Annotated in this window: 18 protein-coding genes; 7 read left to right on the top strand and 11 right to left on the bottom strand. The window is 72.0% G+C overall.

Annotated elements, in window-relative coordinates:
* Positions 1-86: 86 nt before the first annotated feature.
* The gene (locus MUN78_RS13805) at positions 87-1,463 is read left to right on the top strand and encodes a ferredoxin--NADP reductase domain-containing protein (protein ID WP_244690780.1); all 1,377 of its coding nucleotides are present in this window, start codon (positions 87-89) and stop codon (positions 1,461-1,463) included.
* Positions 1,464-1,526: 63 nt separating this feature from the next.
* Here MUN78_RS13805 and MUN78_RS13800 read toward each other — a convergent pair whose 3' ends face one another.
* The gene (locus MUN78_RS13800) at positions 1,527-2,540 is read right to left on the bottom strand and encodes a LysR family transcriptional regulator (protein WP_244727167.1); all 1,014 of its coding nucleotides are present in this window, start codon (positions 2,538-2,540) and stop codon (positions 1,527-1,529) included.
* 83 nt (positions 2,541-2,623) lie between these two features.
* On the opposite strand from MUN78_RS13800, the gene MUN78_RS13795 reads away from it, so the two are divergent.
* Entirely contained in the window at positions 2,624-3,664 is a 1,041-nt protein-coding gene (locus tag MUN78_RS13795) for a YeiH family protein (protein WP_244727165.1), read from the top strand.
* Between the two features lie 70 nt (positions 3,665-3,734).
* Here MUN78_RS13795 and MUN78_RS13790 read toward each other — a convergent pair whose 3' ends face one another.
* From MUN78_RS13790 to MUN78_RS13755, 8 genes are read right to left on the bottom strand one after another with little or no spacing between them, the layout of a single operon-like run.
* Positions 3,735-4,904: an acetyl-CoA acetyltransferase gene (locus MUN78_RS13790; RefSeq protein WP_244690775.1), complete on the bottom strand. Its 1,170-nt coding sequence runs from the start codon at positions 4,902-4,904 to the stop codon at positions 3,735-3,737.
* Positions 4,876-5,511, bottom strand: a complete 636-nt coding sequence (locus tag MUN78_RS13785; protein ID WP_244727163.1) for a TetR/AcrR family transcriptional regulator — start codon at positions 5,509-5,511, stop codon at positions 4,876-4,878. The genes MUN78_RS13790 and MUN78_RS13785 overlap by 29 nt, the downstream gene beginning before the upstream one ends.
* Before the next feature lie 48 nt (positions 5,512-5,559).
* A complete protein-coding gene (locus MUN78_RS13780) occupies positions 5,560-6,387 on the bottom strand; it encodes a VOC family protein (RefSeq protein WP_244727161.1) in 828 nt (275 codons plus the stop codon).
* Positions 6,384-7,121, bottom strand: a complete 738-nt coding sequence (locus tag MUN78_RS13775; protein ID WP_244727159.1) for an SDR family oxidoreductase — start codon at positions 7,119-7,121, stop codon at positions 6,384-6,386. The genes MUN78_RS13780 and MUN78_RS13775 overlap by 4 nt, the downstream gene beginning before the upstream one ends.
* Entirely contained in the window at positions 7,118-7,588 is a 471-nt protein-coding gene (locus MUN78_RS13770; protein WP_244727157.1) for a MaoC family dehydratase, read from the bottom strand. The genes MUN78_RS13775 and MUN78_RS13770 overlap by 4 nt, the downstream gene beginning before the upstream one ends.
* Entirely contained in the window at positions 7,585-8,022 is a 438-nt protein-coding gene (locus MUN78_RS13765; RefSeq protein ID WP_244727155.1) for a Zn-ribbon domain-containing OB-fold protein, read from the bottom strand. The genes MUN78_RS13770 and MUN78_RS13765 overlap by 4 nt, the downstream gene beginning before the upstream one ends.
* The gene (locus MUN78_RS13760) at positions 8,007-8,792 is read right to left on the bottom strand and encodes an enoyl-CoA hydratase (protein WP_244690764.1); all 786 of its coding nucleotides are present in this window, start codon (positions 8,790-8,792) and stop codon (positions 8,007-8,009) included. Before MUN78_RS13760 ends, MUN78_RS13765 begins: the two co-directional genes overlap by 16 nt.
* The gene (locus tag MUN78_RS13755; protein ID WP_244727153.1) at positions 8,789-10,003 is read right to left on the bottom strand and encodes a CaiB/BaiF CoA transferase family protein; all 1,215 of its coding nucleotides are present in this window, start codon (positions 10,001-10,003) and stop codon (positions 8,789-8,791) included. The genes MUN78_RS13760 and MUN78_RS13755 overlap by 4 nt, the downstream gene beginning before the upstream one ends.
* A 241-nt stretch (positions 10,004-10,244) precedes the next feature.
* Here MUN78_RS13755 and MUN78_RS13750 point away from each other — a divergent pair, with 241 nt between their 5' ends.
* Positions 10,245-11,588: an SLC13 family permease gene (locus tag MUN78_RS13750; protein ID WP_244727151.1), complete on the top strand. Its 1,344-nt coding sequence runs from the start codon at positions 10,245-10,247 to the stop codon at positions 11,586-11,588.
* 74 nt (positions 11,589-11,662) lie between these two features.
* Here the strand turns inward: MUN78_RS13750 and MUN78_RS13745 are convergent, their stop codons facing one another.
* Together MUN78_RS13745 and MUN78_RS13740 are read right to left on the bottom strand one after the other, a co-directional pair.
* Positions 11,663-12,499 (bottom strand): Sir2 family NAD-dependent protein deacetylase, encoded by an 837-nt coding sequence (locus MUN78_RS13745; protein ID WP_244727149.1) that lies wholly within the window; start codon positions 12,497-12,499, stop codon positions 11,663-11,665.
* The gene (locus tag MUN78_RS13740; RefSeq protein ID WP_244727147.1) at positions 12,496-14,112 is read right to left on the bottom strand and encodes a PucR family transcriptional regulator; all 1,617 of its coding nucleotides are present in this window, start codon (positions 14,110-14,112) and stop codon (positions 12,496-12,498) included. The genes MUN78_RS13745 and MUN78_RS13740 overlap by 4 nt, the downstream gene beginning before the upstream one ends.
* A gap of 84 nt (positions 14,113-14,196) precedes the next feature.
* Here MUN78_RS13740 and lysA point away from each other — a divergent pair, with 84 nt between their 5' ends.
* From lysA to MUN78_RS13720, 4 genes are all read left to right on the top strand, one after another.
* Complete coding sequence (gene lysA, locus MUN78_RS13735) at positions 14,197-15,522, top strand: diaminopimelate decarboxylase (protein WP_244730101.1); 1,326 nt, start codon at positions 14,197-14,199, stop codon at positions 15,520-15,522.
* A 10-nt stretch (positions 15,523-15,532) separates the two neighbouring features.
* Positions 15,533-16,087, top strand: a complete 555-nt coding sequence (gene pyrE / locus MUN78_RS13730; protein ID WP_244727145.1) for an orotate phosphoribosyltransferase — start codon at positions 15,533-15,535, stop codon at positions 16,085-16,087.
* Positions 16,088-16,874: 787 nt separating this feature from the next.
* Positions 16,875-17,372: a RidA family protein gene (locus MUN78_RS13725; RefSeq protein WP_244690750.1), complete on the top strand. Its 498-nt coding sequence runs from the start codon at positions 16,875-16,877 to the stop codon at positions 17,370-17,372.
* Between the two features lie 22 nt (positions 17,373-17,394).
* A complete protein-coding gene (locus MUN78_RS13720) occupies positions 17,395-18,543 on the top strand; it encodes a branched-chain amino acid ABC transporter substrate-binding protein (protein ID WP_244727143.1) in 1,149 nt (382 codons plus the stop codon).
* The last annotated feature ends 42 nt before the right edge of the window (positions 18,544-18,585 follow it).

Genomic DNA, 18,585 nt, shown 5'->3' with positions numbered 1-18,585 from the left:
GGAGCGCCGCCGCGGCACTGCGAGTCCGAGGATCTGCGACCCCCGCGGAGAATACCGCTCGGGGAATGAAGGGAAGAACTGAAGCGATGAGCACGATGCGATTGGCGATCGTCGGCGCCGGCCCGGCCGGCATCTACGCGGCGGACCTGCTGATGAAGGCCGAGCGGGACTTCGAGGTGGAGATCGATCTCTTCGAGCAGCTGCCCGCGCCCTACGGGCTCGTCCGCTACGGCGTCTCGCCCGACCACCCGCGCATCAAGGGGATCATCACGGCGCTGCGCGACGTGCTCGACAGCGGCGCCATCCGCTACTTCGGCAACGTCCGCTACGGGCGCGACATCACCCTCGCCGATCTCGAGCGCCACTACCACGCCGTCATCTTCTCGACCGGTGCGATCCGCGATGCGGGGCTCGACATCCCCGGCATCGACGCCGAGGGCTCCTACGGAGCTGCCGACTTCGTGAGCTGGTTCGACGGCCATCCGGATGTGCCGCGCACCTGGCCACTCGAGGCGACGCAGGTCGGCGTCGTGGGCAACGGGAACGTGGCCCTCGACATCTCCCGCATGCTCGTGAAGCACGCCGACGATCTGCTGCCCACGGAGATCCCCGAGAACGTCCATGCGGGCCTCGCGGCGAACCCGATCGAGGAGCTGCACCTCTTCGGCAGGCGCGGCCCGAAGTACGTCAAGTTCACGCCGCTCGAGCTGCGGGAGCTCGGCGAGGTGCGCGACGTCGACATGGTGCTCGACGAGCGCGACTTCGAGGTCGACGACGCGTACGCTGACGAGACCCTCGCGAAGAACAAGCAGGTGCTCGTCATGACGCGCGTCATGAACGCCTGGCGCGAGGAGCAGCGCGCTCGGGAGGCGGGGGAGACGGCGCCGGCGTCGCGGAGGCTGCACATGCACTTCTGGTCGAAGCCCGTGGAGGTCGTCACCGAGGACGGCAGGGTCGCGGGGCTGAAGATCGAGCGCACCGCGCCCGACGGCAACGGCGGCGTGATCGACACCGGCGAGTTCGAGGTCATCCCGATGCAGTCCCTCTACCGCGCCGTCGGGTACTTCGGCTCGCCGCTCGACGAGATCCCCTTCGACGACGCACGGGGCGTGATCCCGAACGCGCAGGGCCGCGTGCTCGATCTCGAGGGGGAGCGCATCCCCGGGGTCTACGCGACGGGCTGGATCAAGCGGGGCCCCGTCGGCCTCATCGGGCACACGAAGTCGGATGCCATGGAGACGCTCGAGTGCCTCATGGAGGATCGGGACGCCTGGTGGACGCCCGAGGTCGTCGCGCCCGAGGCGATCCCCGAGCTGCTGCACGAGCGGGGGGTGCCCTACACGACCATCGAGGGATGGCACCGGCTCGACGCGCACGAGCTCTCGCTCGGCGAGGCCGCCGGGCGCACGCGCGTCAAAGTCGTGCCGCGCGAGGACATGACGCGCATCTCCCGCGCCGAGTAGCGCGCGGCGCGGGCCGGGGGCGACGCGCGAGCGTGCCAGGCGGACGACGAGCCGCGGTCGCGCCTACGCCGCGTCGGTTCCCCTCGCCGCGCCCGTGCCTCCGGTCGTGCGACCCGCTCCGGTCGTGCCACCCGATCCGGTCGTGCCACCCGATCCCGCCGCGATCGTTCCTCCCGCCGCGATCGCCACGAGCGCCCGGCGGGCTCCTGCGAGGTCGCGGCGCGATCCGCGCCAGACGGCGGTGAGCGGCCGTTCGAGCGGCTCCGGCCCGATGGGGACCGCGCGGATGCGGCCGAGCCGGACGTCGTCGCGCACGGCGAGCTCGCTGAGCACCGCGGGCGCGACCCCCTGCGCCGCGGCCGAACGCACGGCCGCCTCGGTGGCGAGCGTGACGAGCGGCGCCCGCGGTGCGCCGCCGACGGCCCGCGCCGCGGCGCGTTCGAAGGCGTCCCGCGTGCCGCTGCCCTCCTCGCGGGCGACGAGCGGGATGCTCGCGAGCTCGGCGAGGGAGACGGCGTCTCGCGCCGCCCAGGGGTGATCCGGGGCGACGGCGACGACCATGCGGTCGCGGCGGACCGGGAGCGAGCCGAGGTCGTGGGGCGCGTCCGGGCACTCGACGAAGCCGAGATCGGCCTCGCCGCCGCGCACGGCTGCGATCGCTTCGCGACTGTTCGCCGTGCGCAGCGCGGTCGCGTCGGGGCTCGAACCGGCCCGCGTCTGCGCGCGCCGCAGCTCGACGAGCCATTCCGGCAGCAGGTGCGCGGCGATGGTCTGGCTGGCGACGATGCGGAGCGCTCGTGCCGGGGAGCCCCGAAGCCCGGCGAGTCCCTCATCGAGGCGATCGGCGGCCGTCAGCACGTCCCGCGCCCAGGCGAGGACGGCGTCGCCCTCCGGGGTCGGGGTCGCACCGGCGGGGGAGCGTCGCAGCAGTTCCACGCCGGCCAGGCGCTCGAGCGCGCGGATCCGATGCGATACGGCCTGCTGGGTGACGCGGAGCTCGCGCGCCGCCGCCGAGAGGCTTCCGAGGCGCGCGGCGCTCTCGAGGACGCGGAGTTCGATGAGTGAGGCGCCGGGCATGCCCCCAGGATACAAACGGGGCTTGTACCGGCCAAGTGATCCGGGGTCACGTCCTGCCCCTCGCGGAGGGCAGACTGGGGGGCATGCAGTTCGCCCCCGTCGCCACGCTCCCCGTCCGTCTCCTCGACCGGGGGCGCGCGGTGTGGCCCGGGGCGCTGGTGTGCGCGGCGATCGCGGCGATCGCGACCGGCATCGGCGCGCTCGCGCCGCTCCTCGGTTCCGCGATTCCCGCCGTCGTGCTCGGCGTCGCCGTCGCATGCATCCGGCGGCCCGGTCCCCGGCTCGCACCCGGGGTGGGATACGCCGGGAAGTTCGTGCTGCAGTGCGCGGTCGTGCTCCTCGGGGCCCAGCTCTCGCTCGCGAGCATCGCCGCGGTCGGCCTCGAGTCGCTGCCGGTCATGCTCGTCTCCCTCGCCGTGTGCCTGCTCGCCGCCTGGGCGCTCGGGCGCGCACTCGGCGTCGATCGCGACATCCGCACCCTCATCGGCGTCGGCACCGGCATCTGCGGCGCCTCGGCCATCGCGGCGATCGCCCCCGTGATCAAGGCGCGGAGCGCCGATATCTCCTACGCCGTGTCGACGGTCTTCCTCTTCAACGTGCTGGCCGTGCTCGCGTTCCCGGCGGTCGGCCACGCCCTCGGCATGTCGCCGCGCGCCTTCGGCCTGTTCGCCGGCACCGCGGTCAACGACACGAGCTCGGTGGTGGCCGCGGCGAGCGTCTACAGCGCCTCCGCGCTCGGCTTCGCCGTGGTCGTCAAACTCGTGCGCACGCTCATGATCATCCCCATCAGCGTCGGGCTCGCGGTCGTCGAGGCGCGACGGGACGGGGAGGGCGGCCGGATGACCCCGGCGCGGCTCGTGCGGCTCGTGCCCTGGTTCCTCATCGGCTTCCTCGTCGTGGCGACGATCCGTTCGAGCGGAGCGCTGCCGGACGGCGCCGTGGCGGCCGCCACGCAGCTGAGCGTGTTCCTCGTGGCGATGGCGCTGGCCGGCATCGGCATGTCGACCGATCTGCGGGCGATCCGCGCCGCCGGGTTCCGCCCCCTGCTGCTCGGCGGCGCGCTGTCCCTGCTCGTCGCGGCGACCACGCTCGCCACGATGGCGCTCACCGGCCGCCTGGGGTGATCCGGCCGCGCGGGTGATCCGCCCGCCTGGCGTGATCCGGCCGGGCGGTCCCCTGCCCGGGGGCGTCGCGTCAGTTCGTCAGCACGAGCGTCGCGGTGGCGGACAGCGTGCCGCCGGTGCCGTTCACGAGGCAGCTGCGCGCGCCGGGGATCGTCACGCCGGGGGACTCCCCGCGGAGCTGCCGCACGGCCTCGATGACGGCGAGCGTGCCCCGTCGCCCGGGGTGATTGGAGGAGAGTCCGCCGCCGTCGGTGTTGATGGGGAGCGAGCCGCCCGGTCCGATCGCGCCGCTCTCGATGAATCCGCCGCCCTCGCCGGGGCCGCAGAACCCGAGGCTCTCGAGAGTGAGCAGCACCGTGATGGTGAAGGAATCGTAGATCTGGGCGCAGTCGATATCGGTCGTCGAAAGACCCGCCGACGCGAGCGCCCGTCTCCCCGATTCGCGTGCGGAGGTGACGGTGAAGTCGGGCATCTGATTCATCTGCACCTGTCCGATGGCCTCTCCCCAGCCGTCGAGGAAGACGGGCCGCGTGCGCAGGTCGCGGGCGCGCTCCGCCGAGACCATGACGAAGGCGCCCCCGGAATCCGAGACGACGCAGCAGTCCAGCCGGTGGAGGGGGTCGGAGATCATGGGCGATGACAGCACGTCGTCGACGGTGATCGGCTCGCGGTACATCGCGTGCGGATTGCGCGCCGCGTTCTCCCGCAGCTGCACGGCGACGGCTGCGAGCTGTTCCGGGGTCGTGCCGTACTCGTGCATGTGGCGCGTCGCGGCCAGCGCGTAGCTCGCGACCGTCGTCGGCCCGTACGGCACCTCCCACTGGCCGGGGCCGGAGGCGTTGGTATTGAAATCGGGAGCGGGGAGGGGCGATGAGCGACCGCTCGAGCCGTAGGAGACCACGACGACGTCGGCGAGACCCGCTTCGATGGCGAGCGCCGCATGCCCGGCCTGCGAGATCGAGGCGGCGCCCCCGATGTCGGTGGAATCGAACCACCTCGGGCGGATCCCGATGTACTCCGCGACCTCCGCGACGCTCATCTGCCAGCCGGCTTCCTGGCCGAACGTCGCGGTCGTGCAGAAGCCGTCGACGTCTGAGAGCGCGAGGCCCGCGTCCCGCAGCGCGCCGAGCACCGCCTCGGCCTGAATGGCGTACGGATGGACTCCCGGCGCCTTCCGCCGCTCGGACTCGTACGCTCCGACGATCGCGACCCTATGCGAGGGGAACCCCTGCTGGTGCATTCCTATCTCCAATACCTAGTAGATGCGTGATCCAATGCTTGACCGGCGGCTGCGCCCGAAGCGCCATGAGCATCTCCTCGTCGATCGCCGCCTGATTCCCGAAACCGTCGGCGAGCGCGACCAGGGTCTCGGCGAGCGCCCGGGGGTCCCGCTCGGCGGAGACGTGCCCGGCGTCGATGAGGCGCCGGAGCTCCTCCTCGACGTCCTGGCGCCAGTTCCGCACGTACTGCCGCAACTCCTGGCCGAGCCCCGGGTCCGCGACGGCCTCTCCGAGGTAGAAGATGAAGATCCTCGTCAGGGCGAGCCTGCGGTCGTCGAGCGGGAGCGTCTCGCTCAGGATCCGCTCGAGGTGGGCGAACGGGCGCGCCGCGATGTCGTCGTCCGCGCGGAGATAGATCTTGCGCGTGGACGCCGCAGCGCGGGCGAGCGCGATCCTGAGGAGCCCGTCCCGATTGCGCGCGTAGTGGTTGAGGGTGCCGGTCGACCAGCCGGATTTCGCCGCCACGGCGCGGAGTGTGACGGAAGCGGTGCCCTCCTTCGCGATGACCTCGAGCACCGCATCGGCGAGTTCGCGGCGTCTCGCATCGTGATCGACGAGCTTGGGCATGGGCGTCTCCTCTGATTCCGCGGTGGACCTACGATCCTCCATCGTAAATCAATCGATCGTGCGAGAAACATGCCGCGGACTTCGCCGGAAGCGGGCCGACCCGAGATCGAACTCGCGCGCCAGCCCCGAGAGCTCGAGCGCCCGGACGCCGGGTTCAGATGCGCGGACGAAGCGGATCCGCCCCGTCGTCCCCCAGGCGACCTCGATGCTCGTGGGGCTCTCCGAGCAGAGCTCGCCGCCGAGCGCGCCGAGGAACAGCTCGCGCACGAGGCCGAGGTCGGCGACCTCGACGGCCACGCGTTCGAGGACGGCCGGACGCGCGCCGCGGGGCGCCGGGGGATGCCGCAGCGCCCACCAGAAGGGGTTCTGGCTCCGCTCGTCGAACGGTACGGGCGGCGGACGGCGTCCCGCGGCCGCAGCATCGAGCAGCTCGGCCATCGGCGGAGCGGGAACCGTCGACGCCGCCAGCTGGATCACGGTGCCGCAGCCGTGCTCCGGATGGATGAACGTCTCCTGCCAGGGGCCGAAATCGAACTTCGTGCGCACGAGACGATATCCGCGCGCCGCGAGGGCATCCGCTGTGGTGCGGACATCGGGCTGGAGGAAGGTGATGTGATGGGGCGCCGCCCCGCGACGACGGACGAAGCGCTCGAGGAAGTCGTCGGCCTCGGACTGCCAGGGCTCCAGCAGCTCCAGATTCATCCCGCGCTCGGCGTCGCCGACGCGGGTCATGGCGAATCGGTAGCCGGGCACCTCGTCGCCGCTGATGATGGCCGCGCCGAGCTCGGCGCGGAGCCGATCGAGCGCCGCGTCGATGTCGGGCACTGCGAGCGCGAGATGATCGAGCGCCACACCGGACGCCGCGGCCGCGATCACGCGTGGTGCTCCGATCCGTTGACGTCGAGCACGTGGCCCGTGACGTACGAGGCGTCCTCCGAGATCAGGAAGGAGATGGCGCTCGCGATCTCCTCGGGTTCGGCGAAGCGGCCGAGCGGGATGCCGTCCAGCCACTGCCGCTTGGTCTCCTCGGGCACGCTCGCGAGCATCGGGGTGTTCACCGCGCCCGGCGCGACGGCGTTGCAGCGCACGCCGTAGCGCGCGGCCTCGATCGCGATCGTCTTCGTGAGGCCCACGATGCCCGCTTTCGCCGCGGCGTAGTTGCTCTGGCCGAAGGATCCGTGCCGGCCGGTCGAGGAGACGTTCACGATCGCCGATCCGCGATGCTCGCGCAGCAGCGGCAGCATCGCCCGGCAGCCGAGCCAGCTCCCCTTCAGGTGCACGCCGATCACGGTGTCGAACTCCTCCTCCGACATCTTGAGCAGCGTGCGATCCCGCGTGACTCCCGCGTTGTTGACGAGGGCGCCGAGGCGGGCGCCGTGCTCGCGCAGTGCGTCGGCGAGCGCGGTCCAGCTCCTGTCACTGGCGACGTCGAGCGTCGCGCCCGCGGCCGAACCCCCGGCCGCGCGGATCGCCTCGGCCGTCCGATCGCCGCGCGCGCCGAGATCGGCGCAGATCACGTGGTGGCCGTCCGCGGCGAGGCGCGTCGCCGTCGCGAGGCCGATCCCGGACCCGGCCCCGGTCACGACCGCCGTGCGCGCCTCCGCGCTCATGATGCGCTCTCCTCGAGCTCGATCAGCAGGGTGTCCGATCCGGTCTGGACGGTCTCGCCGGCCTGGTTGCTCGTCCGCACATCGACCGTGATCACCGCGAGCCCGGGCCGCGACGACGACGGCCGGAGCGAGGCGAGGGTGAATGTCGAGGTGATCGTGTCGCCGGGGTAGACCGGCGACTTCATGCGTCGTTCGACGCCGAGGAACGCGACGACCGTGAGGTCGTCGTAGCCGGGGGTGCGCGCGCCGGTCGAGATCGAGGCGACGAGCATGCCGTGGGCGATGCGGCCCGTGAACGGGGTGTGCTCGCGCACCCAGACCTCGTCGGTGTGGAGCCGGTTGAAGTCGCTGCTCACGCCCGCGAACGCGGCGATGTCGGCCTCGGTCACGGTGCGACCGACGGAGGTCCAGCTCGTCCCGAGCGGCGGCGTCGTCCCCGCGGGGGGCGTGTTCGTGCTGTGGTTCATGAAGAGAGGGGTCCTGTCTCATCCGGTACGAAGTACGGCAGCGATTCCCGGTCGGGGCCGAAGCGGACCGAGACCGGCATGCCGCAGGCGATGCGAGCGATCTCCGGGGCGACGATGCGCGCGGTGACCCGCACGCCCTCCTCGAGCTCGACGATGCCGAGCACGTAGGGCAGCTGGTCCTGGAACGCCTCGTTCGGGGTCCGCCGCACCACGGTGAAGGTGTGCACGACGCCCCGCCCGCTGGCGGGCACCCACTCGAGCGCGTCGCCGGGGTCGGTCGTGCAGTGCTCGCGCGGGTAGTACTGGTAGGCGCCGCAGGCCACCCCGCGCTGCAGCAGGAACTCGCCGCGGGCGATGCCGTCGCGCCACGCCTCCGTGAGACGATCGGGGACGACCGTCGGCGCCGCCATCGCGTGCATCAGCGGCCCGCCCATCGGGGGGAGCGCTTCTCGAGGAAGGCGTTCACCGCCTCGGCGAAGTCGTCCGAGAGGTAGGCCTCGGTCAGGAGATCGAGGTTGTCCGCGTGGCCCGGGGCGTCGCGCATGCGTCTGATGCTCGTCTTGGTCCCGGACAGCGTCAGCGGTGCGAGCGCGCCGATCTCCTCCGCGATCTCGCGCGCGCGGCTCCCGAGCTCCGCGTCGCCGACGAGCTCCGAGGCGGCCCCTGAGGCGAACAGCTCGCGACCGCTCATGAGTCGTGCGCGGAGCACCATGTTCTTGACCCGGGGGACGCCGACGAGGTCGATCATGCGCCGGGTGTTCTTCGTGGAGAGGAGGTTGCCGACGGTGCGCGCGATGGGGAACCCGAACTTGACGGACTCCGAGACGATCACGATGTCGCAGCAGCCGACGATGAGGGCGCCCACGCCGACGCACGGCCCGCCCACGGCGGCGATCGTCGGCACGCCGATGCGCTCGATGGCCTCGAGCAGCTCCTCGGAATGCCGTTCGACCTCCTCGGCCGCCTGCGCGTCGGCGATCGCGCTGAGCTCTCCGACGTCCTGGCCGGCGACGAAGGCCGGTCGCTTCCCGGTCGCGCCGGTGAAGACGACGGCGTGGACGGTCGGATCGTCGTTGACGCGCGCGGCGACGCGCACCAGTTCGGTCTCCATATCCGCGGTCATGGCGTTCAACCGCTCCGGGCGGTTGAACACGACCGTGAGGACGCCGTTCTCCGTCGATGTGGACAGCGCGTCGATGCTCATGCGGCCCTGCTCGCGCTCTCGGCGTGCTGGCTGACGACGCCGCTCTCGATGAGCCTCCGGATCTCCCGCTCCTCGATGCCGAGACCGGTGAGCACGTCGACCGTGTCGGCGCCGAGCAACGGGCCGGCCGTGCGGCGCTGCACCGGGGTCTCCGAGAGCCGCATGGGCGAGCCCAGCTGGCGGACCGCGCCGAGCTTCGGGTGCGGGGCGTCCCAGAAGAAGCCCCGCTCGATGAGCACCTCGTCGGCGAACACCTGGTCGTAGCTCTGGATCGGGGAGCAGGGCACGCCGGCCGCTTGGAGCCGATCGACCCAGTGCGCGATCGGCTGCGTCCGGGTGATCTCCTCGATCTGCGCGATGAGCGGTTCGCGATGGGCGAGGCGGTCGGCGTTGGTGAGGTAGCGCTCGTCATGGGCGAGCGCCGGATCGATGATCTCGGTGAAGAGCTCCCAGGTGCGGGGAGTCGCGGCGCCGATGGTGAACCACCCGTCGGCGGCCTGGACCGCCTGGTAGGGCGCGGCCGACTGGTGCACCGAGCCCCGCCTCGTGGGCACCTCGCCCGATGCGAAGTACTTGCCCGATTCCCACAGTGCGAACGCCACCCCGGTCTCGAACAGGGAGACGTCGATGTGCTGCCCGCGCCCGGTCGTCTCCCGCGCGTGGATGGCCGCCACGGCCGCGAGCGCCGCGTAGATGGCGCAGACGATGTCGCACACCGGCACCCCGGCCTTGGCCGGGGGCCGGTCCGGCTCGCCGGTGATGCTCATGAGCCCCGATCGGGCCTGGGCCATGATGTCGAGCCCGGCCATCTCCGACATCGGGCCGTCCTGGCCCCATCCGGATGCGGAGACGTAGACGATCCTCGGGTTCAGCGCGGACATCTCCTCGTAGCCGAGGCCGAGTCGCCGCATGGCGCCGGGTCGGAGGTTCTCGACGATGACGTCGGCGGTGCGCGCCAGCTCGACGAAGAGCGCCTTGCCGTCGGGCGACTTGAGATCGATGGTGACGGATCGCTTGTTCCGGTTCATGCGGACGAAGGAGGAGCCTTCGCCGTCGATCAGGGTGCCGTAGCTGCGGACCACGTCGCCGCCGTTCGGGGACTCGATCTTGATGACGTCTGCGCCGAGATCGCCCAGCTGGGTCGCGCAGAAGGGGCCGGCGATGTAGTTGCCGATCTCGAGGACGCGGATGTTCTCCAGCGGGGTCGTCACGGGCGCTCCTGGTTGTATTTTTTATCGGACATGTGATTTAGAATAGAGTCCGCGGCCCGTCGGGTCAAGGCGGCTCGGGTGGTTGACGAGCGCGACGGACATCCGTACCATCGCATCTTGATTCTATTTCGCACATGCGAGACATTTAGTTCCGCTGTCCGTCGCCCCGGCGCGGCATCGGGCGGTCGCGGGTTCCACTCCCCATCATTTCTGCTGAGCACAACACCAAAGGCGGTCACTCATGACAGCGCAGATCATCGCGATTTCGATATTCGTGGTGCTATTCATCGTCGGCACGATCCGACGGATACACCTCGGGGCCGCGGCCCTGGCAGCCGCGGTCTGCGTCGGGCTCTTCGTCGCGTCGGAGACCGTCGCCGACGTGCTCGGGGGCTTCCCGGTCAGCCTGATGCTCCTGCTGCTGGGCGTCACGTACCTCATCTCGATCGCGAAGACCAACGGCACGCTCGACCTGGTGGTCACGCGCGCGGTCGCCCTCGCGGGCTCGAGGACCTGGCTGATCCCGTGGGTGCTCTTCGCGATCTCGACCCTCATCGCCTCCCTCGGGAACCCCCTCGCCGCGATGGTCACCATTCCCATCGCGCTCGTGCTCGCGGGCAAGAACGGCCTCGACCCGGTCGTCACCGGCCTCGCCGCGATCAACGGCTCGCTCGCCGGCTGCTTCGCGCCGACGAGCCTCTACGGGATCCTCACGGTGCAGATCGCGAAGGACAGCGGGGCCTCGATCAACCCGATCCTCCAGTTCGTCTACACCCTCGCCGTCGTGATCGTGCTGCAGTTCGCCGTGCAGTTCGTCTTCGGTCGCCGGAGGCGCGGCGCGGGCGCGGCGTCCACGGGGGCGCAGCGCATCACCATCGGAGCCGGCGTCGCCAAGGACAACGCCGAGTACGACGACATCGTGGGCTCGCAGACCGAGGCCGTCCGCCTCATGCAGCGCGCCGAGGAGCGCGTGCGGCTGTCCGCGGAGCAGTGGTGGACCGCGATCGCGCTCCTCGTGCTGATCGTCGGCGTCATCGGCACCTCGCTCATCGGGATCGAGCTGGATCTCGGCACCTTCGCGCTCGCGCTCGCGGTCATCCTGAACCTCGTCTTCCCGGCCCGCGTCGCCGAGGCCGTCAAGGGCATCGACTGGCCCACGATCCTGCTCGTCGGAGGCATCGTCACCTACGTCGGCGTGCTGCAGCGCCTCGGAGCGGTCGACAGCATCGCGGACTGGATCGCGGGGATCGGCGTGCCGCTGCTCGCGGTGTTCGCGATCTGCGTGTTCGGCGGCCTCGTATCGGCGTTCGCCTCGACCACCGCGCTCATCGCCGTGCTCATCCCGCTCGCCGTCCCGCTCGTCGAGCTCGGCGGCCTGCCCGCCGGCGGTGTCATCATGGCGCTCGCGATCTCCTCGACCCTCGTGGACTCGAGCCCGTTCTCGACCTCCGGGGCGATCATGGTCGCGAGCTCGTCGGACGCGGATCGGCCGAGGGTCACGAAGGCGCTGCTCCGCTGGGGCATGTCCATGGTCGTCGTCGGCCCGGTGATCACGGTGCTGACGCTGGTCGTGCCCGGCATGTAGTCCGCGCGCACGGAGGCCCGGGGCGGAGCCGCCCCGGGCCTCCGTGCGCTCCCGGGGTACTGCGGGTGAGCGCCTCAGCGCAGGCGTTCGGCGAGCGCCGTGAGCGTCTCGCTCGTGCCGCCCTCGATCCGCACCCGCACGGCCGGTCGGCCGTCGACCGCCGTCGGTCCGCGGTTCACGACGCCGAGCGGCAGGCCGCGGCGCTCTGCGCGGTGCACGAGGCGCAGCCCGGTGTTCACGGCGAGGGACGTGCCGGCGAGGAGCACGGCGCTCGCCGCCGAGACGAGCGCGGCCGCACGCGCGAAGACCTCGGGCGGCACGGTCTCCCCGAAGTAGACGACGTCGGGGCGGAGCACACCGCCGCAGACCGGGCACTGCGGCACGCGGACCCCCGCGACGTCGCGCACCACCGCGTCCCCGTCGGGCGCGATCTCGGCGTCCCGATGCGTCTCGGCGAAGCCCGGATTGCCGAGATCGAACCATCCCAGCACCTCGCCCCGGGAGAAGCGGGAGGCGCAGGCGGTGCAGCGGATCACCCCGCCGTCGCCGTGCAGCGGGACGACGGTGCGGGATCCGGCCCGCGCATGCAGCCCGTCGACGTTCTGCGTGATGACGCCGTCGATCGCCCCCGCGGCCTCCAGTCGGGCGAGCGCGCGATGGCCCGCGTTCGGCTCGATCCCGGCGGTGCGGATCGCTCCGATGCGCGCGCCGGCCCAGAACCGCTGACGGTAGGCCGGATCCTCCGAGAACTGCGAGATGCTCATGGGCGTGCGGGGCGGCGTGCCGGCGCCGCGGTAGTCGGGGATGCCGGAATCCGTGCTGATGCCCGCCCCGGTGAGCACGGCGACGGGTCCGGCGGCGAACAGCTCCGCGAGGGCGTCGACGCCACGCGTCCGATCCTCGATCGTCATCTCCTCGACCGTCCTTCCTCGGCCGCTCGCAGCTGCAACCAGGTCGTCAGCAGGCCGTCGGCGTCCCGCAGCGCGACGCCGTGGCGCTCGCCGGCCTGGCGCATACGATAGCGCACCGTGTTCTCATGCACCCCGAGCTCCCGAGCGGTGCGCGCGATGTTCCCGAGGTTCGCGCACCAGCTCGCGATCGTGCCGGCGAGGGCGGGATCCTCCGCGAGGAGGCGTTCGACGGCCGGATCGCGCAGCTCCGCGTGCTCCGCGAACAGCGCCGCGACGCCGTCGAGCACGAGCCTCGGGCGGGTCGAGGCGGCCGTCAGGATCCGCGGTGCGCCCTGCGCCCCGCCCCGCGGCGCGACGCGCAGGATCCGCCCGCCGAGCTCCGCGAGCGCCGCGACGTCTCCGGGGCGGCGGGCGACTCCCGGGACGGCGACGCGCACGCCGGGGGCGAGGAGCCGATCGAGGAGGGGGAGGAGGGCGGCGAGGCGATCCTCGAGCGGCGGATCCGCGGAGAGCAGGGCGTGCACCCGCCCGGCGCGCACGGTCGCGGCGACCTCCGGATGGTGCAGCGCGAGCTGCCGCTGCACCGCGCCGCGCAGCTGCGCGAGCTCCGCCTCCGCGGCCCCGGGGGCGGCGTCGAACACGAGCAGCTCGGCGCCGCGATCCTCCGCGAGACCGAGCTCCGCGAGCTCCGATCCCGCGACCGCGGTGCCGTCGAGGAGCGACCGCAGGCGCTCCTCGCGCTGCCGCTCGGCCGGGCCCCCGGCGCGCAGCTCCTCGAGCAGGCGGGCGGCCGCGACCCCCGCGGCGGCGGCCAGGCGCTCCCGCTGGGCCCGTGCGAGCGGCGCGTCCGCCGACGGATCCACGATCCAGATCGTGCCGAGGGGCAGCGATCCCGAACGGATCGCCTGCGCGATCCTGGCCTCCTCGCCGTCGACGGGCGGGAACCGGACCGGTCCGCTCGCGCGCAGCACCGTGCGGTACTGGTCGTCGTTGGCGGGGGAGTCGGGAACCGCGCGTGCGAGGATCCCCTCCATGCGCACGGCGTCGATGAGCTGTCCGGGCAGCGCGGAATAGGCGATGACGCGGCGATCGAGATCCTCGACGGCCACCGAGCCCCCGAAGCACGCCGCGAGCTCGTCGGCGAGGGCGAACAGGGCACCGGCGCCGCGTGGCGGGCGCTCGGCGCCGCCCGGACCGCGGCTTTCCAGCCACGTCGAGATGAGGGCGTCGGCGGCGCGCCAGCCCAGCGCGTCGGCGAGACGCAGGAGCGGGACGCCCGAGGAGCGGGCGAGTCCGGCGAGCTCGGGGAGCTCCTCGGCCCCGCACTTCAGCACGATGCCGGCGGCTCCGCGCGCACCGGCCGCCGTCGCGAGCGCGGCGATCTCCGCCGTACGCCCCGCCGATGGGACCAGCAGGATCGCGCCGGGAAGGTCGGGGAGCGGATCGCGCACGTCGTGGAGCTCGACCCGGGCGGGCGCGGCGGCGCCCGCCGCCAGAAGCGGGGCGAGCGGAGCGATCGGGGTGACGACCGCCGGGCCGAGTGCTGCGACGAGCGCCTCGAGCGACGGCCCGCCCGCCCGCCGCGACGGAATTGTCGAGATCGCTGCATTCATGGGCGCAATCTATCCGAAATCTCCGAGGTGCGCGCGGCGGGTGCTCGGTAGCGTGGCGGTGTGGGGAATCTGAAGGGAGTGCGCATGCAGCACGGGAAGCACCAGCCGGACGTCGCGGGGACGCGGATCGCGGAGCTCTGGGGGATCCTGCCCGAGGAGGCCGGGCGCATCGAGCTCGGCGACGGGAGCGGGGAGCTCGCGATCGGCGGCGTCGGGGTGACCGAGCTCGCGGAGCGCTTCGGCACGCCGCTCCACGTCGTCGACGAGGACGGCCTGCGCAGGCAGATCCGCCGTTTCGTCGACGGGCTCCGCGCGCGGTGGCCGCGCTCGGAGGTGCTGTTCGCCTCGAAGTCCTTCCCCGCGGTGGCCATGTACCGCGCGGCGCACGAGGAGGGGCTCTCCATCGACGTCGCGGGCGGCGGGGAGCTCCAGCTCGCGCTCGCCGCGGGAGTGGACCCGACGCGGGTGCACGTGCACGGCAACGCGAAGACCGACGCCGAGCTGCGGATGGCGCTCGACGCGGGGGTCGGCGCGATCATCGTCGACAACGAGGATGAGCTCGACCGGCTCGAGCGCCTCCTCGAGCGCCCCCAGTCGCTGCTGCTGCGCGTCATCCCCGGCGTCGAGGCCGAGACGCACGCGTCGCAGGCGACCGGAGGCCGTCGGTCCAAGTTCGGTCTGCCGCTCGACCAGGCCGAGCGCGCCATCGCGCGGATGCGCGCCCACCCCCTCATGGAGTTCGCAGGCGTGCACCTGCACATCGGATCGCAGATCCTGAACACGCGGCAGTTCGCCGAGGCGGTGGCGAACATCTCGTCCGTCGGCGAGTTCGCCGGGTACGACGTCGGCGGCGGGCTCGGCGTCCGCTACACCTACGAGGAGCGACCGCCGAGCGTCGAGGAGTACCTCGACGCCATCGTCGCGGCCGCGCGCGAGCACCTGCCGGCCGACGCGAAGCTCCTCATCGAGCCGGGCCGCTCGATCGTCGCCCGCGCGGGAGTCACCCTCTACCGGGTCGTCAGCGTGAAGCGCACGGGCGACGTGTTCGTCGCGGTCGACGGGGGGCTCGCCGACAACCTCGACATCGCCCTCACCGATCAGCGCTACGAGGCGCTTCTCGCGAACCGGATCGACGAGCCGTGGACGGAGTCCGTGCAGCTCGTGGGGCGCCAGTGCGAGTCCGGCGACCGCTTCATCGACGGTGCGCCGATGCCGGCCGCGCGCGTCGACGACGTCGTCGCGCTCGCCGCGACGGGCGCCTACGCCTATACGCTCTCGAACAACTACAACGGCGCGCTCAAGCCGGCCATCGTCTTCGTCCGGGATGGCGAGGCGCGGCTCGTCGTCCGCCGCGAGAGCTACGCCGAACTGCTCGCGACGCACGCGCCGGCCCTCCCCTCGGCCGGGTAGCATCGTTCCCATGACCACTGCGCGCGAACAGCTCATCGACCTCATCACGAGCGAGGCCGTCTTCCACGGCGACTTCACCCTCACGAGCGGCAAGAAGGCGACGTACTACATCGATCTGCGCAAGCTCTCCCTCGACCATCGCGCCGCGCCGCTCATCGGCCAGGTCATGCTCGACCTCATCGAGGACGTCGACGGCGTGGTCGCGGTCGGCGGCCTCACGATGGGCGCCGACCCGATCGCCTCCGCGATCATGCACCAGGGCGTCGCGCGCGGCCGCGTCTACGATTCCTTCGTCGTGCGCAAGGAGCCGAAGGACCACGGGCGCGGCCGCCAGGTCGAGGGTCCCGATCTCGAGGGCAAGCGCGTGATCGTGGTCGAGGACACGTCGACGACGGGCGGCTCGCCGCTCAAGGCCATCGAGGCGCTCGAGAAGGTGGGCGCCATCGTCGCCGGCGTCGCCGTCGTGGTGGATCGCCGGGCCCCGGCCAAGGAGCGCATCGAGGCCGCCGGCTACGAGTACCGCTACGCCATCGGCCTCGACGACCTGGGCCTCGACCCCCAGTAGGCCCCTGCGGGCCGCCCCGCCCCGCCCCGCCCCGATCCCGCCCCCGCTCTCGACCCGCGGGATGCCCCCGACCCCGCTCCCGACTTTCTTCGCGCGTCAGTCGTTGCGACTTGCGGGCGCGCTGAGTCGCAAGTACTGACGTCCGAATCACGGGGGCGCTCCTGAGAACGGTTGCTCGACGCGTTCGAGCGTTGCCGCCCCGCGCCCCCGGGGTGGGGAAGGGGCGTGGGCGGCGTCGCTGGTTTCCCGCGGCGCCACGTGCGCTGATCGCCCCGTGCCCTGATCGACCTGTGGGCCGATCGCCAGTGCGCTTGATCGCCAATGCGCTTGATCGCACGGTCCTCGGGCGCCCCGATCGGCCCGACGACCCCGAGTGCAGTCGGCTTCGCGTCCCGATCTGACACGCGCCGAGCTTCCCGTGCCCGAATGCCGCGGCCGCCTGCCGTGGGCCCCGAGTCGCCCGCCAAGCCGCTCGCCGTCTCCCGTCGGCCCCCTTCCGCCGCATGTCGCGGGCACACCGAGTCGCCCGCCGTTCGTCCTCCGCTGTTCGTCCCCCGCCGTTCGCCGCCGGCCCGCCCGCTGCCCGCGCCCAGGCCCGCGCGCCCCGGGCCGTCCGCCCTGCCCGGCAGCGCGGCGGATGTTGCATTCTCGTGACGTTCGCGAAAAATCTCGCGCACGCCCTTCCCCTCCCGTCGTCGCGCATGTAGTCTCATCGTTAGTCGGTCATTTGGTCAGACCAATAGCCCGACGACATGACTCAACGTAGAGAAGTGAATGGAGAACCACGGTGTCTGTATCTTTTGAAGCGCGCGTTGCCGAACTCGGTCTCGACATCCCCGATTACACGAGCGGCGGCTACCACGGCACGTACTACGGCACGATGAAGGCGTTCCACAAGACGGGGAACCTGCTCTTCCTGTCCGGCCACGTCGAGGACGAGCTCGGCAAGAACGGTCAGCCGATCCACCCCGGCCGCCTCGGCGCCGAGGTCACGGTCGAGCAGGGCTACGAGGCGGCGCGGCGCACGGCGCTCAACTGCCTCGGCACGATGCGGCTCGCGCTCGGCTCGCTGGATCGCGTGAAGTGCCTCGTCAACTCGCTGAACTTCGTGGTCGCGGCCCCCGACTTCGTCGACGTCAACCTCGTCTCCTGCGGGGCGACGGACCTGTTCCGCGACGTCTTCGGCGAGGAGGCCGGCCTCGGCGGCCGCGCGACGATCGGCGTGACCTCCCTCGCGGCGAACCACTGCTTCGAGAACTGGATGACCATCGAGACGGTCGACTGACCGCCGACCCTCAGGAGTGATGATGAAGAGAAGCAGCGGCCTCGCGGCCCTGGCGATCGTGTCGGGCTCGGCCCTCCTCGCCCTCAGCGCGTGCTCGTCGAGCGGCGGCGAGGGCGACGGCGGGGCGGGGTCGATCCCGCTCGGCTACACGGCGACGCTCTCCGGCGACTTCGCGAGCTACGGCCTCGAGATGCGCGAGGGGATCGACCTCGCGATCGAGGAGATCAACGCCGACGGCGGGGTGCTCGATCGCGAGCTCACCATCGAGAGCATCGACGACGAGGGCAAGCCCGCCAACGGGCCGGTCGTCGCCCAGGAGCTGTGCGACAACGCGGAGATCCCTGCGGTGCTCGGGTTCAGCTTCTCTAGCGTCGCCCTGTCCGGGCTCCCGATCTACACGCAGTGCGGGCTGCCGATCGTCGCGTCGGCGGTGACCTCGCCCGAGCTCAGCGGTGCGAGCGAGATCTTCTTCCGCACGGTCTTCACGGACGCCTACCAGGGCGCGGAGGCGGCGAAGTTCTTCTCCGAGCACCGGGACGTCTCGAAGATCGCCGTGCTCTACCAGCAGGACGACTACGGCAAGGGCGTCGCCGACGCGTTCTCCGAGGCGTTCACGGAGGCCGGCGGAGAGGTCACCAGTTCGCAGGCCTACCAGCTCGGCACGGTGAACTTCGGCAGCACCGTCGAGTCGGCGCTGCAGAGCGGCGCGGAGGCCGTGTTCATCGCGGGCTTCTACACGGAGGCGAGCAAGATCGTCACCCAGGTGCGAGCATCCGGATCCGAGGTCCCGATCTTCGTCTCCGACGGCGCGAACAGCCCGCTGTTCACCGAGCTCGCGGGCGGCGATGCCGAGGGCGTCGAGCTCTACGCGGCGTTCTCCGCGAGCGACACCCGCCCCGAGGCGAAGGCCTTCGTCGACGCCTTCACGGCGAAGTACGACAAGGAGCCGAGCAACTGGGCGGCCCTCGCGTACGACGCGACCCACGTGGTCGCGGACGCCATCGAGTCCGCCGGCAGCACGGATCGCGCCGCCGTCGCCGAGGCGATCCGGGGAACCGACGGCTTCGCCGGCGCCACGGGCACCATCGCCTTCGACGACGACGGCAATCGGGTGGGCGAGCTCACCTTCCAGCGCGTCGAAGACGGCAAGTTCGTCGTGATCACCGAGTGATCGCTCCGGCGGGCGCCCCCGCGGGCGCCCGCCGGGCCGATC

This window comes from Leucobacter allii (assembly GCF_022919155.1).
Classification (GTDB): Bacteria; Actinomycetota; Actinomycetes; order Actinomycetales; family Microbacteriaceae; genus Leucobacter; species Leucobacter allii.
The sequence above is the reverse complement of the archived record's forward strand: the minus strand, read 5'-3'. Positions and strand labels throughout refer to the sequence as shown.

Excerpts from the sequence above, each read along its gene's own strand:
- MUN78_RS13720 (WP_244727143.1), top strand. The coding sequence starts at position 17,395 with ATGAAGAGAAGCAGCGGCCTCGCGGCCCTGGCGATCGTGTCGGGCTCG.
- MUN78_RS13790 (WP_244690775.1), bottom strand. The coding sequence starts at position 4,904 with ATGCACCAGCAGGGGTTCCCCTCGCATAGGGTCGCGATCGTCGGAGCG.
- MUN78_RS13760 (WP_244690764.1), bottom strand. The coding sequence starts at position 8,792 with ATGAGCATCGACGCGCTGTCCACATCGACGGAGAACGGCGTCCTCACG.
- MUN78_RS13745 (WP_244727149.1), bottom strand. The coding sequence starts at position 12,499 with ATGACGATCGAGGATCGGACGCGTGGCGTCGACGCCCTCGCGGAGCTG.
- MUN78_RS13785 (WP_244727163.1), bottom strand. The coding sequence starts at position 5,511 with ATGCCCAAGCTCGTCGATCACGATGCGAGACGCCGCGAACTCGCCGAT.
- lysA (WP_244730101.1), top strand. The coding sequence starts at position 14,197 with ATGCAGCACGGGAAGCACCAGCCGGACGTCGCGGGGACGCGGATCGCG.
- MUN78_RS13795 (WP_244727165.1), top strand. The coding sequence starts at position 2,624 with ATGCAGTTCGCCCCCGTCGCCACGCTCCCCGTCCGTCTCCTCGACCGG.
- MUN78_RS13800 (WP_244727167.1), bottom strand. The coding sequence starts at position 2,540 with ATGCCCGGCGCCTCACTCATCGAACTCCGCGTCCTCGAGAGCGCCGCG.
- MUN78_RS13775 (WP_244727159.1), bottom strand. The coding sequence starts at position 7,121 with ATGAGCGCGGAGGCGCGCACGGCGGTCGTGACCGGGGCCGGGTCCGGG.
- MUN78_RS13740 (WP_244727147.1), bottom strand. The coding sequence starts at position 14,112 with ATGAATGCAGCGATCTCGACAATTCCGTCGCGGCGGGCGGGCGGGCCG.
- MUN78_RS13765 (WP_244727155.1), bottom strand. The coding sequence starts at position 8,022 with ATGGGCGGGCCGCTGATGCACGCGATGGCGGCGCCGACGGTCGTCCCC.
- MUN78_RS13805 (WP_244690780.1), top strand. The coding sequence starts at position 87 with ATGAGCACGATGCGATTGGCGATCGTCGGCGCCGGCCCGGCCGGCATC.
- MUN78_RS13770 (WP_244727157.1), bottom strand. The coding sequence starts at position 7,588 with ATGAACCACAGCACGAACACGCCCCCCGCGGGGACGACGCCGCCGCTC.
- pyrE (WP_244727145.1), top strand. The coding sequence starts at position 15,533 with ATGACCACTGCGCGCGAACAGCTCATCGACCTCATCACGAGCGAGGCC.
- MUN78_RS13750 (WP_244727151.1), top strand. The coding sequence starts at position 10,245 with ATGACAGCGCAGATCATCGCGATTTCGATATTCGTGGTGCTATTCATC.